Below are 14,220 nucleotides of genomic sequence, written 5' to 3' on the forward strand. Positions count from 1 at the left end.
AGGTCAGCCCTTCTTCGACTGATATCGGCAAACCAGTTTCCACCATAAACATACAAAGCAAAAATCTCCTTCTGCAGGAAATAAATGCCATAAATAGCACATCCATTTCTAACATAAGGAGATTGAAGCTACATCGAGATCCAACCAAGTGCATTTGCAACCGAGCTTGCAAGAATGATCAAAGCAAAGATCGGACATATGTATTTGATCATCACAACAAAGATCTTCTTTCTGCGGAATGCACCCTCGCCATGACGAATCTCTTCTTCTATCTTATCGATTCCCACAACTCTTGAAACCAATAAGCAGGTCATAAGTGCTGCGATCGGCATCATAACCGAATTCGTCAGAAAATCAAACAGATCTAAGAACTGCATACCGATGATCTTTACACAGGCGAGCGGTCCATATCCAAGTGATGACAGACTTCCAAGGATCAGCATGATCACACCTACAAAAACAGTTGCTTTCTTTCTGCTCCAACCGATCTCATCCTCAAATGTGGATACTGCACTCTCAGTCAGTGCGATTGAGCTGGTTACTGCTGCAAATAAAACCAACAGGAAGAACAGAATACCAACTATTGTTCCAAGTCCCATATTCTGAAATACCTTAGGGATCGTTATAAACATCAATGAAGGACCTGCCTGTAAGGTATCAGGATTACCGCCTGAAAATGCGAATACCGCAGGAATGATCATAAGTCCTGCCATGATTGCAATCGCCGTATCAAACACCTCAACATTCCTTGTAGCATCCTCGATCGCCGTATCCTTTTTCATATAAGAACCAAATGTGATCAGAATACCCATTGCGATCGACAGGGAATAAAACATCTGCCCCATCGCCGCTACCACAGTCATCCATGAGAAATTATCAAAATTCGGAACAAGAAAATACCTCACGCCCTTTAATGCCCCCGGTCTTGTCACTGAATATACAGCAATAAGGATCGATAACACGATCAGTACCGGCATCATGATCTTTGATACACGCTCAATACCATTCTGAACACCTGCAAAGATGATCCCCAGCGTAAACAGACAAAATACGATGAAACAAAGCTCTGTCGAAACGCCATTCGAGATAAAGTCTGTAAAATATCCATCCTTTGCCAGATTCTTTCCATTTCCTTTGACATATTCCACCAGATATTTGATAACCCAACCACCGATCACCGAATAATACGGTACAATCAGCACCGGTATGATCGCATTGATCCAGCCGCCAAAGGACAACCATTTCTTCTTACCAAATGACCGAAACGCTCCGACCGGACTCTTTCTTGTCATACGACCGATCGCAGACTCAGCAACAATCATCGTATATCCAAATGTGAGTGCCAGCAGAATATAGATCAGAAGAAAGATTCCTCCTCCGTACTTTGCTGCCAGATACGGAAACCGCCATATATTTCCAAGACCGACCGACGCTCCTGCCGCCGACAGCACATATCCTATCTTCCCCGAAAATGAACTTCTGTTGTTATTGTTTTGTATATCCATCGTACTCTAACTTCTGCTCCATGTACCCTGAAGCAAAATATCCCTTCTCTTTTTTCTTTTAACAGTGTACAGCTTCGATTCTAACATGAATGATCGATTAAGTCACTACTTTATCATATTTTCAATAAATACAGCATACCCTTCCGTAGGATCATCCACAAGCACATGTGTAACCGCACCGATCAGCTTGCCATTCTGTACGATTGGGCTTCCACTCATGCCCTGACAGACACCGCCGGTAAGTGCGATCAGATCCTCGTCCTCTACCTTAAATTCCATATTTTTATTGGCTGTATCGGTATGAACCGCCAGAATGTTGATCTTGTATTTTTTCAGATTCCCATCCAATCTGGAATAAATATATGCCTCTCCGGTCTGAACTTCATCAGGATCTGCGATATACATGGCTTCTGCAGCTTTGTAATGCTTCGCCACATATTCTTCATCGAGATATCCGCCGATTCCGTTATCATAATTACCTTCTACAATTCCGATCAGATCCTTCTTGTAAAGGATCGTTCCCTGAAGCTGCCCCGGCATCGACACAAAGGATCGGTTGATCTTCGTTATATGTGTAGTATAGATACCCCCACCGGTGCTGCTGATCTTAAGCCCGGTATCATTATCCGATACGCTGTGTCCAAGTGCCATAAACTGATTGCCACATAGGAAGGTCACTGTTCCGATACCCGATATGTCATCCTTCACCCACAGTCCTAACATATAAGCATTCTTATTTGTTTTCACAGGTGTAACCTCTGCTACCTGTGACTTTCCGTCCCGCAGAAATGTAAGTCTCACAGTTCCGGTATTATTCCCGGATAAAGCCTGCATCAGTTCCTTTTTTGTTGATATGGCTGTTTCATTTACAGCTGTGATGTAATCTCCTGTCTGAAGCAGGCCGTTACAGGGAGAGCAAATCTCTCCCTGTGCAGTTTCCACCTCGTCACAATCTACGACCATAACGCCATCTGTTTTCAGATAGATCCCGACCGGTTCGCCGGACGGGATCACTTTCTGTCCGGACAGATCATCGAATACAAGCTCCGCATCTTCATACTTGATCTCCTGATCTCCGATATCTCCGTTCCAGAAATAAGCGACTGCCAGCAGTGTAAATGCGATCAGATCCAAGATCAAAAATCCGATCAGCAGCGAACGGTAACGGTTCGACGTCTTTGTTCCTTCTTCCATCCCAATACTCCTTTCTGTAAATGCTGCACAGACCATAAGAAAAAAAGAGCAGCAATTGTTTTATTGCTACTCTTAGTATTGGTTTTTTTGTTCTGTTTTTAATTAGTGTATTTTTGCTTTGTCTGCCAGTTCTTTCATATCCCTGGCATTTTCAACCGCGGCATTTGTGATCTCTGCACCGCCAAGCAGTCTGGCAATCTCAAGCACAGATTCTTCCCGGTCTAACTTGGAGATCTGCGTGATCGTCTTGCCATCCTTTACCACTTTTTCAATTCTGTAATGGCTGTCCGCCATTGCTGCAATCTGTGGCAGATGCGTAATACTGATCACCTGATGCGCTTTTGATATAACCGCAAGCTTTGCTGCCACACTTGATGCTGCTCTGCCGCTGATACCAACATCAATCTCATCAAATATCAGAGTATCAATGTTGTCTTCCGATGCCATGCAGGATTTGATCGCAAGCATGATCCTCGAAAGCTCACCGCCGGATGCAACCTCATAAAGCGGACGTTCCTTTTCTCCGACATTTGTCGATACAACAAAGTAACAGTCGTCGATACCGGAAGTTCCCGGATGTGTCAGACGATCAAAATGCATATCGAACCGGATCTGATTAAAACTCAGATCCTCCAGTGCCTCTGATACCCGCTTACATAATTCTTTTGCCTGAATCTTTCGTTCTGCACTTAAAGCTTCCGCTGCCTGATCCAGTTCTTTTTTTGCTGTTTTCACTTTCTGCTGCAATTCTTCCGCATATTCCTCATACTGCACAAGCTTTGCTTCATCCTGCTTCAGCTGCTCCAGATAAGCAAGTACATCATCTAGGGTTCTTCCATATTTCCCTTTTAAATTATTAATGGTATTCAGCCGGTCTTCAACCTCATGGAATTCAGACTCATCGAATTCCATACTCTGCATATAATCACTGACCGATACATTAAAATCATTTAACAACGAATCAATATTGGTAAGCTCACTGAAGATGCTCTCCATCTCCTCGTCCAGACCTTTTACCGCTTTTAAGCTTGCAAGCGCACGTCCGATCTCATTTCCGGCAGATGCGTTCCGATTATACCCTGTGATCGAATAAACCTCAGAAACTGCTTCCACGATATCCTTGGCATTCACCATCTTACGATACTGTTTTTCCAGTTCTTCATCTTCTCCCGGAACCAGCCTGGCACCTTCAATCTCTCCTGCTTCAAACTGGATATATTCCAGCTTCCGTTTCCGCTCGCCCTCATCCATCTGTCCTTCTTCCAGTTCTTTTCGAAGATCTTCAAATGTTTTATAGCAGTCTTCATATTTCTGTTTTAATGATGCAAGCGGTCTTTTTGCAAATTTATCCAGAATATTCAAATGCTCTGCCTTCTTCAACAGGATCTGCTGCTCATGCTGTGCATGCATATCCACAAGAAGTGCCGAAACATCTTTTAACTTTGCTGCTGTTACTGTCCGGTCATTAATAGTATTCATGGTTCTGCCATTTACTATTCGTCTGGTTATGATGATCTCTCCATCCTCTGATGGTGTAACGTCAAGCTCCTGCAGCTGCTCAAACAATGATTCATCATCAATAAAAAATAATAACTGACAGAAGCCTTCTTTTTCCGGATCTCTCAGCATATCTTTTGGGAGCTTGCCTCCCATACCAATCTTTAAAGCTCCCATAATAATAGACTTACCTGCACCGGTCTCACCGGTTAAGATATTCAGTCCATCTGTAAAATTGATATTTGCATCTTCAATCAATGCAATATTTTTTATGTGTACATTTAAAAGCATATGTCCTCCTGTGTATTCCATGCACAAAATAACAGAATTTACATCTTTTCAATCTGCGCCTTGATCGACATCGTCAGGCTCTTATCCTTCACAGCAAGGAAGATCGTATCATCTCCCGCGATACAGCCCATCAGCCCATCAATATCCATATGATCCAGCGCTGCCGCTACAGCCATGGCAACACCGGAGATTGTCTTGATCACGATCAGGTTCTCTGCTGCATCTACAGAAATAATTCCTGTGCTCAGAACCTTCTTATAGGAATCCAGCGTCTCATAACGATTGTTCTTCTCAACGGCGTACTTCTGTCTGGCTCCCGGTACGGATACCTTGGTCAGATTCATTTCCCGAATATCTCTGGAAACAGTTGCCTGTGTTGCCTGAAATCCCTCTTCCTTCAGTTTCTCCAGAAGATCATCCTGTGTTTCAATATCATATTTTTCAACAAGCTCCAGTATCTTTGCCTGTCTTTGATATTTCATCTCAGTTTCCTCCTAATTTATTTCTAAGTATCTCATAAAAATTCACATTACTTGCTTTGATCAGTCTGGTGATCTTCTCCGCCTTGCGGATATCTACCCGGTCACCAACAGATAATTCCACATCATTACCACCATCAAAGGAACAGATCGCCTCTGTATCCTGTGTCTTACGCTTCTTGGTGATCTCTATCGTAATCTCCTCTTTACCAGATAATACGATACTCTTTGCAGTCAATGAATGTGGTGATACCGGCGTGATCACTAATAGCTCTGCATCCGGGCTGACGATTGGCCCTCCCGCTGACAGATTATAGCCGGTTGAGCCTGTCGGTGTCGATATCACAACACCATCTGCCTCATATGTATCAAGCACCTGTCCATCAACAGACACATTAAGTCCGATCAGTCTGGAAAATCCTGCCCGGCTGATCACGATATCATTTAAAGCACTCTTGCGATACGTTGTGCCATCCGCTTTCGTAACCGTACCTGTGACCATCATTCGTTCTTCGATCGTAAAATCATCCGTCAGCAGCCGATCCAGTATCTCTTCGATATTTGCAACTTCCCCTTCTGTCAGAAAGCCTACCGTACCCAGATTGATCCCAAATAACGGTATATCAATATCTTCTGTCTCACCTGCCATGCGCAAAAGCGTTCCATCACCACCAAGAACCAGTACACAGTCAAACTGCTCTTTCTTTAAAGCTTCCCAGTCCGAAAACTCCAGATGGAATACATCCCGCACCATACAGACTGCTCCATGTGCTTCCAAGTAACTCTGTATTCTGTTTGTAACTGTCGAATCGGTGTCCTTATCGGGATTCACCACGATCATAAAACGATTCATCGGATCTTTACTCCTCTTACAGGCTTCTGTGTGACTCTTCCACCATAGCCTTTATATCAAATTCTTTATTTTCCTTTGTCTGATCCTTTGTTATGTACAAAAGATACTCGATATTTCCTTCCGGTCCCTTGATCGGTGAATAGCTTAAGTCAAGTGTTTTAAATCCGATCTGTCGTGCAAAATCAACGATCATTTCAACCACTTCCACATGCACCTTCTGATCTCTGACAACGCCTTTTTTACCGACCTTTTCTCTGCCGGCTTCAAACTGCGGCTTGATCAGACACACGATCTCTCCGTCATCTGTCAACAGCTCTTTTACCGGAGGAAGTACCTTTGTCAAGGAGATAAAGGATACGTCGATCGATGCAAATTCAATCCTGTCTTCGATATCATCCGGTGTCACATAACGAATATTTGTTTTCTCCATACAGACAACCCGCTCATCGTTTCGAAGCTTCCATGCAAGCTGTCCGTGTCCGACATCCACCGAATATACCTTGACCGCACCATTTTGCAGCATACAATCTGTAAATCCACCGGTTGAAGACCCGACATCCATTGCCACTTTTCCCGCAAGACTTACTCCGAAGCAGTCCATTGCCTTTTCAAGCTTTAAACCGCCGCGGCTCACATATTTTAATGTATTTCCTCTTACTTCTATCTGTGCTTTCTCATCAAATGTCGATCCGGCCTTGTCTTCCTTTATGTTATCCACATAGACAATGCCCGACATGATGATCGCCTTTGCTTTTTCTCTGGACTCTGCAAGCCCACGATTTACCATCATTACATCCAGTCGTTCTTTCATCTCTACTCCATCATATCCTGAATCCGGTCATATATGGATTCAGCATCTATCTTTAGCATCTTTCTCAGTTCTTCTATGCTTCCGTGACGGACAAAGGTATCTTCGATTGCGATCGGAAGCACCTTCACATCACTTGCCTTTGATTCCAGATATTCCTCAACCAGAGCACCATAACCGCCATGCAGGATACCTTCCTCGATCGTCACGATCAGCTTATGTGACTCTGCCAAATGATCGATCATTGCTTTGTCTAACGGCTTGATAAACCTTGCATTGACAAAGGTCACCTGTCTGCCTTCCTGTAAGAACCGATTATACAATTTCTCGGTTTCTTCCACCATATTTCCAACCGCTACTAACGCGATCTCACTTCCCTCACGAAGGATCTCACTCTTTCCGTATTCAACCGGCTCATTATAATCTTTTAAGCCATAATATGCCTGTCCTCTGGCGTATTTGATCGCTACCGGTCCGTCATAGGCTACTGCCCATTCCATCGCTCTAGTGAGCTCATAGCGGTTCTTCGGAGCCATAATGACCAGATTCGGAATATGCGATAAAAATGCCGTATCAAAGATTCCCTGATGTGTCTCACCATCTGCCCCGACCAGCCCTGACCGGTCGATTGCAAATATCACATGCAGGTCCTGCATACAGACATCGTGCAGAATCTGATCGTAAGCCCGCTGTAAGAAGGAAGAATACACTGCTACCACAGGGATCATACCTTCCGCAGCAAGTCCTGCCGCAAATGTGACCGCATGTTCTTCTGCGATTCCCACATCAAAGGTTCGATCCGGGAATCTCTCTGCAAATTTATTGACTCCGGTTCCCTTGCTCATTGCTGCCGTGATCGCAACGATTCGATTATTTTCTGTTCCAAGTTCTATCAGTTTTCTCGCAAATACAGCAGTATAAGATAAACCTTTTTCTACATTTTTCACTTTTCCGGTTGCAACATCAAAAGAACTGATCCCATGGAAATAGCATGGATGCTTCTCCGCATATTTATACCCTTTTCCTTTGATCGTTTTCACATGAACCAGAATCGGTTTATTTAACTTAAATGCACGCCGGAAGGTTTCTTCCATCATGCGTATATTATGACCATCGATCGGTCCGATATAAGTAACACCCATTTCTTCAAAGAACATTCCGGGAACGAATATCTGCTTTAAAGAGTCCTTTGACCGCTTCAATCCTTTCGCAAGCTTCTCACCTGCTACCGGTATATGCATCAGTGCTTTCTCGATTCCATTTTTCAGATCATTATATGGCTGACCGACACGAAGCTTACTCAGGTAGCTTGACATTCCACCTACATTGTGGTCGATCGACATCTCATTGTCATTCAGCACGACCAGACATCCGGTCTTGACCTCTGCCATGTTATTTAGCGCTTCATAAACCATACCACCGGTGAAAGAACCGTCACCAACAACGGCTGCGATCTTCTCCTGTGTTCCTTTGATCCCTCTTGCGCATGCCATACCAAGTGCTGCTGACATCGCAGTCGAACTGTGTCCTGTATTAAAAGCATCACAATCACTCTCACTGGTCTTGGGAAATCCGCTTAAACCGCCAAACTTCCGTAACGTTGTCATCTGATCTTTTCGTCCGGTCAGGATCTTATGCACATAGGACTGATGTCCTACATCCCATACCAGCTTATCAGCCGGGAAATCCATCGCACGGTGAAGTGCGATCGTAAGTTCCACGCACCCAAGGTTTGACGCCAGATGCCCACCCGTCTCGCTGACATTTGCAATCAGAAACTCTCGGATATCCTGTGCCAGCTCCGGCAGATCTTTCTCATCTATTTTCTTTATGTCATTTGGTTCTTGTATTCGATCCAGTATACTCATATCTTTCATCTCTGTTATTTATTTCTGTTGATCAGTTCCAGAATCAATTCATCCAGAAATTCATTCTTATACGGAAGCTGATCCAGTCTTGTAACCGCACGCCTGGATATCTCCGCGACATCCTTCTTGGACTCCTCAAGTCCGTGGACCGTGACATAAGTTACTTTACCATTTTCTTCATCTGAGCAGACAGGTTTTCCAAGCACTGCGCTGTCACCCAGAATATCCAGAAGATCATCCTGGATTTGGAATGCCAGTCCGATATCCGATGCGATCATCTCAACCTGCTTCAATTCGTCTTCCGTTGCTCCGGCAAGAACTGCACCGATCATCATGGATGCTTCGATCAACGCACCGGTCTTATTCTCATACACAAAATGAAGCTGATCACCACTCATCTGTTTCCCTGTCATCTCTACATCTACAACCTGGCCACCGATCATTCCGTTTACACCTGCTTTTTTTGCAAGGATCATGAATGCCCTGGCAACAGTCTGATTCCCCGGTTCCAGTTCAAATGCCTTACAGGCTGTTTCAAATGCATAATTTAAAAGGGCATCTCCTGCAAGGATCGCCATTGCCTCACCAAATACCACATGAGAAGTCTTTCTGCCTCTGCGGTACTCATCATTATCCAATGCCGGCAGATCATCATGGATCAGGGAATAGGTATGTATCATCTCGATTGCTGCCATGAAAGGCTCTACAACTTTTCCTGTTCCGCCAAATAAACGGTAGGTTTCCTGCATTAATAACGGACGGAGTCTCTTTCCTCCTGCCTGAAAGGAATAGTTCATTGCCGTAAAGATAGTTTTCTGAAACCCTTCTTCTGTCGGTGCATATGTGTATATAATATCCTGTACTTCTTTTGTACGAAGTTCTAATTTATTCTTTTCCACTGTTCTCTCCACTTAATACGATCATTTCTTTTTCTACATCACACAGATCATCCTTACATGCCTGAACAAGCTGTACGCCCTCAGCATAGGCTGCCAGACTGTCCTTTAACGATGTCGCAGGATTCTCTAAGACAGCCGTGATCGCTTCTATTTTCTTCAGGGATTCCTCGATCGAGAAATCCTCCTTTTCCATCTTCTCTGCCATTTCTAATCTTCCTCTTTCACATCCGTTACTCTTGTCTCGATCAGACCATCATGAACACGGATGGTAATGTGGTCATCTTTTTCTATCTCTTTTATCGTCGTTACCGGCGTTCCGGTCTTTTCGATATATCCAAATCCATTTATAAGCTTCGCCGATGGTGACAGACCATGCAGACGTTCTGCAAGAAGCATCACCCGATGTTCGTATCTGTCGTATTTGTTCTTCATAGCACGGTTTAAACGATCTGACAGATCATCCAGATAAATCTGCTGCTGTGCAAGCCTCTGCTTCGGATTCAGGATACGAAGATGCCTTTCTGCAGCCTGCAGCTTCTCCTGATATGCTGCAAGTCTCCGTTTCATCAGATAATCCATCTGTCTGCCCTGATTTGTGACCTGATGGACTGTAGACATCACATCCGGGATTGCCTGCTCACAGGCGGCTGATGGTGTCGGTGCTCGAAGATCGGCCGCATAATCTGCGATCGTATTATCAATCTCATGACCTGTACCGGAAATGATCGGCGTCGTTGCATGGTAGATTGCCCATGCAACGACCTCCTCATTAAACGCCCAGAGGTCTTCGATCGAGCCGCCGCCACGACCGATAATGATCGTATCTACGCCCATGTTATCCAACACTTCGATTCCATGCGCAATATCTTCTGCTGCCCCATCTCCCTGTACCTTTGCCGGATACAGGATAAGCTGGACATATGGATTTCTTCTCTTTGCGATGTTTCTGATATCCTGGATCGCCGCACCTGTCTGTGCTGTCACGATGCCTACCCGCTTCGGATATGCCGGTATCGGCTTCTTGATATCAAATTCAAACAGTCCCTGTTCATACAGCTTCTGTTTCAACTGTTCATACCGCTCATAGAGATTTCCAATCCCATCCAGCTTGATCTCTTTTACATATAACTGATATCTGCCATCCCGTTCGTAGATATTCACACTTCCGTGGCAGACTACCTGCTGCCCGTTTTCCAGTTTGAAATCAAGACCGGAATATGCATAACTTTTAAACATAACAGCCATGATCGAACCGGTCTCATCCTTCAATGAAAAATAGATATGCCCGGAACTGTGATATTTGCAGTTAGAGACTTCTCCCTTCACATAAATATCACCAAGCAGATAATCACTGCTGATCAGATTCTTGATATATCCATTTACCTGTCCGACGGTATAGCTTTTCTTTGCCATATTCTCACCTAATCTGCAAGCTTTGCAAGAAGTGCATTAATGAAGCTCTTTGCTTCTACATCGCAGTATGTCTTTGCAAGCTCTACTGCTTCATTGATCGCTACCTTTACAGGAATATCTTCATCAAATTTGATCTCGTATACAGCCAGTCTGAGAATCGCAAGCTCCGCTTTTCCGATTCTGCCAAGCTTCCATCCCTGTGAAATACCACTGATCGTTTCATCGATCTCTGTAATATGGGCTACGACTGCCTCTACTCGATCTATAACATAGGCTTTTTCTTCCTCTGTCATGGCTACTGCATCCATCTTGTTATCGTCTTCATCATAAAGGCTGGCATGCTCCAGTTCGAGTTCTGCTTCTTCTCTGATCTCTGAAATGTCATTGAATTCCAGACTGAATAAAATTTTAAATACGGTTTCTCTTATCTCTCGTCTTGTCATATGTTCCTCTCTAGTTTGCGTCTGCCATGCGAACGCCGGCTACACGTATATTTACCTTGGTTACATTAAGACCTGTCATAGTCTCGATCGCCTGCTTTACTTTATCCTGAACCTGTGTTGTCACAGTTGGAATGCTGTATTCATATAATACATCGATCGCAAGATCTACTTTTACTTCGCCCGGCAGTAACTCTACTTTCACGCCCTTTGCCGGATTCTTCTTGCCTAGACGGCTTGCGAGTTCATTTGATAGCGAGCCGGCAAGTCTTGATACGCCGTCTACCTCGGTTGCTGCCAGACCTGCAATGATCGCGATTACCTCGCCTGCGATCTGTACATGGCCGATGGAATTTTCTTCTTCTATATTTTCATACGTGCTTGTATTCTCTTCACTCATTCTGTATACCTCCAGACTTCCTGTATTTGTACATATTGATTCAATATTATACCGCAATTATAAAAAACATTCAACACCCGGAATTGGCGGGGATAATTCAGAATTAGCCACTGGTTTTGTGAGGTATATGCACCCGTATGTGCTGACAATGTGCACTTCATAACGGAAGCTTCGCTAATGTTGTTATAGGATACAAGCACCAGCCAGACAGATCATACCTGCATATTCATTCACCTTTGTAGAATAGCTAATTCTGAATTTGTTCATATTCTTTGAATATCTTATGACTTTATACTAATTTATAGTTTCCAGCATAGTATTTGCATTGTTAATGTTGTTTATTTATATTTTCATATAATATAAATAAAATATATACACATTACTGTGTTTACAGTTTTGACAAAAATACAATTTTTCACATAAAAAAACGAATACCTATCATAATGTGATATGTGGATCAAATCATTATAACAGGTATCCGTCTCATAATTATAATCTTTTACGATTAGTATTCTTTTATTTTACTTCGCCACTACATGTGCCTTTACGGTTGTGGATCGTGTTTTATCTGTTACTGTTACGTTTAATGTAGCAGTATATTCTACGCCATCTATAGTGGCGGTGCTTGTCCAGATATGGGTTCCGGCTGTAAGATATATTACGTTTCCATATATTGTTTTTCTCTCATTGGATCTCCATTTTGTAAAATTACGAATGTCGATTGCCGGATTGTCCGATCCGATCGTGATCTGATATACCGGAAGTACGATTTTCTGATATGGGGTAGATGCGGTTACCTTGCTGTCGCATACCCAGGTTCCTATATCTTGTGCCTCGCTTGCTACAAAGACATCATAGGTTCCGTCCGGAACAAAAATCTGAAATGATCCATCTGATTCCGGATCATTAAATTCTGACGCATCACACAACGTATCTTTTTCTTTTGCATATAAAGATATATAGTATGGTGCAGCCACATCCGCGACCGTTGATGTAATCTTGTGTCCGTCCAGATCATACACACAGCCCTTAAATGCTACACTATCCTTCACAATTATTGTAACTGATAAAATCGTTGTTATGGAAGCATCCTGAGTATCTGTTACTTTGGCTTTCAGTGTATAGGTGCCTGTTTTTTCTGTATCCAGAATGCAGTTAAGTCCAAATGCACTTTTGCTGTAACTTATTTCATTTGAACACTTAAGTATCTCATATTCCACACTTCCGTTTCCGCCATAAACTGAGGCATCCAGATCAACATGGCATGATTTCTTTGTTTCTCCTTTTTCCTGCCGCAGATAATCATATTGCACAATATCTGCTGCCATTAACCGGTTCTCATCGGCTATCTTCCATGTGATCGTATGATGGACCTTATTACCGATCTCGTCTTCTACCTCAATTTTCGTGGTATAAATTCCGCCTTTTGTAAAACTTCCTGAAAACTCCAGACAATCGGTTATACCATTAAACATATCATCGTCTTTTATTATCTTATATGTAATTCCCGGAGGAAGCTCTCCTGTTATCTTAAACGAACACAGCCCGACCAGTCCCGGTTCATAATATTTTTCATCGGAATAGTGATTGATACTATATCCAACACTTTTTATGATCTCGGACTTTGTCGTCTGCTCTCTTATGATTCCCTTATATGCAGCCTCTCCCTTATAATTCATTTTGGCAATCACAACCTGTACCATATCTCCTGTTACAAGCGCATCTAAAGTATCCAGTGTTATCTTGTATGTTATCTTATCGGAGGTCTTAACCGAATCAATATTACATTCTTTCTTATAACTGCCAAAGGAGTACTTTCTTTTATAGATTTTAAAATCCGAACTGCTTAATTCCTTGGCACCTGTTAATTCTACCTGAACCTGCATCATTCCAATCGCCTTCACACTTTTTACAGTTACAGGTGCCGGAGCCGGCTTTACCTTGTTCTTTACTGTAATCTTACAGGTGGCTTTCTTACCGGAACCATCCTTTGCGGTTGCTGTGATCGTAACGGTTCCGGCTTTCTTTGCCTTTACAACGCCTTTGCCTGATACTGTTGCAACCTTTGTGTTGGATGACTTCCATACAACTGCCTTATTGCTGGCTTTCTTCGGTGTAACCGTTGCCTTTAAGGTCTGCTTCTTACCAACTGTCATGGTTGATTTTGTCTTATTCAGCTTTACCTTGGTAACCGGTGTCCCGACGGTCACTGTGATCGTGCATTTTTTCTTTTTATTTGCCTTTGAGATCACATAAATCTTTGCTGTTCCCTTTTTCTTTGCTGTGATCTTACCCTTTGCATTTACTGTCACGATCTTTTTATTGCTTGTCTTATAAGTAACCTTCTTGGACGCCTTACCGGATACCGTTACCTTTGTTTTTAAAGTAAATGTTTTTCCTTTTTTCAGTGTCAACTGCTTTGCCGGAAGATTTGTTACAGCAACTGACTTCACCGTTCCTGCAGCAGCATAGCTCTCTCCCTGTGGAATAGTAAGGATAGATAGTACGACTGTTACAGCAAGCACCCATGCAAGGATCCGTTTGGCATAGCTCATATTATGTATTCGATTCAT

At 43.1% G+C, this 14,220-nt stretch carries 13 protein-coding genes; all 13 read right to left on the minus strand.

Translation table 11 applies throughout. The features are described 5' to 3' along the window. Window positions 1-128: 128 nt before the first annotated feature. The 13 genes from WKT03_RS05710 to WKT03_RS05770 all read right to left on the minus strand — a co-directional run bounded on the left by WKT03_RS05710 (window position 129) and on the right by WKT03_RS05770 (window position 14,220). Window positions 129-1,505, minus strand: coding sequence for a sodium-dependent transporter (locus tag WKT03_RS05710; protein ID WP_340391128.1), 1,377 nt, complete (start codon window positions 1,503-1,505; stop codon window positions 129-131). A 105-nt stretch (window positions 1,506-1,610) separates the two neighbouring features. Beyond that, window positions 1,611-2,699, minus strand: a complete 1,089-nt coding sequence (locus WKT03_RS05715; protein WP_173783949.1) for a SpoIVB peptidase S55 domain-containing protein — start codon at window positions 2,697-2,699, stop codon at window positions 1,611-1,613. Window positions 2,700-2,801: 102 nt separating this feature from the next. After that, on the minus strand, window positions 2,802-4,487 hold the full coding sequence (recN, locus tag WKT03_RS05720; protein ID WP_340391130.1) for a DNA repair protein RecN: 1,686 nt from the start codon (window positions 4,485-4,487) through the stop codon (window positions 2,802-2,804). Window positions 4,488-4,525: 38 nt separating this feature from the next. Then, the gene (gene argR, locus WKT03_RS05725) at window positions 4,526-4,969 is read right to left on the minus strand and encodes an arginine repressor (protein ID WP_008401485.1); all 444 of its coding nucleotides are present in this window, start codon (window positions 4,967-4,969) and stop codon (window positions 4,526-4,528) included. A 1-nt stretch (window position 4,970) separates the two neighbouring features. Then, window positions 4,971-5,819, minus strand: a complete 849-nt coding sequence (locus WKT03_RS05730) for an NAD(+)/NADH kinase (RefSeq protein ID WP_340391132.1) — start codon at window positions 5,817-5,819, stop codon at window positions 4,971-4,973. 16 nt (window positions 5,820-5,835) lie between these two features. Further along, window positions 5,836-6,630: a TlyA family RNA methyltransferase gene (locus tag WKT03_RS05735; RefSeq protein WP_008401483.1), complete on the minus strand. Its 795-nt coding sequence runs from the start codon at window positions 6,628-6,630 to the stop codon at window positions 5,836-5,838. Window positions 6,631-6,632: 2 nt separating this feature from the next. After that, window positions 6,633-8,495 (minus strand): 1-deoxy-D-xylulose-5-phosphate synthase, encoded by a 1,863-nt coding sequence (dxs, locus tag WKT03_RS05740; protein WP_340391134.1) that lies wholly within the window; start codon window positions 8,493-8,495, stop codon window positions 6,633-6,635. A gap of 14 nt (window positions 8,496-8,509) precedes the next feature. After that, entirely contained in the window at window positions 8,510-9,394 is an 885-nt protein-coding gene (locus WKT03_RS05745; RefSeq protein ID WP_340391135.1) for a polyprenyl synthetase family protein, read from the minus strand. Next, entirely contained in the window at window positions 9,381-9,599 is a 219-nt protein-coding gene (gene xseB / locus WKT03_RS05750; protein ID WP_021944757.1) for an exodeoxyribonuclease VII small subunit, read from the minus strand. Before xseB ends, WKT03_RS05745 begins: the two co-directional genes overlap by 14 nt. A 2-nt stretch (window positions 9,600-9,601) precedes the next feature. Then, entirely contained in the window at window positions 9,602-10,807 is a 1,206-nt protein-coding gene (gene xseA, locus WKT03_RS05755; protein ID WP_340391137.1) for an exodeoxyribonuclease VII large subunit, read from the minus strand. Between the two features lie 8 nt (window positions 10,808-10,815). Beyond that, window positions 10,816-11,250 carry a transcription antitermination factor NusB gene (gene nusB / locus WKT03_RS05760; RefSeq protein ID WP_021944759.1) on the minus strand — a complete coding sequence of 145 codons (435 nt, stop codon included), beginning with the start codon at window positions 11,248-11,250 and terminating at the stop codon, window positions 10,816-10,818. Window positions 11,251-11,260: 10 nt separating this feature from the next. After that, window positions 11,261-11,647, minus strand: a complete 387-nt coding sequence (locus WKT03_RS05765; protein ID WP_008401476.1) for an Asp23/Gls24 family envelope stress response protein — start codon at window positions 11,645-11,647, stop codon at window positions 11,261-11,263. Between the two features lie 521 nt (window positions 11,648-12,168). Continuing rightward, window positions 12,169-14,220, minus strand: a complete 2,052-nt coding sequence (locus WKT03_RS05770; RefSeq protein ID WP_340391139.1) for an Ig-like domain-containing protein — start codon at window positions 14,218-14,220, stop codon at window positions 12,169-12,171.

The sequence above is a fragment of the Coprococcus sp. HCN-4056 genome (assembly GCF_037892645.1).
Lineage (GTDB): Bacteria > Bacillota > Clostridia > Lachnospirales > Lachnospiraceae > Coprococcus > Coprococcus ammoniilyticus.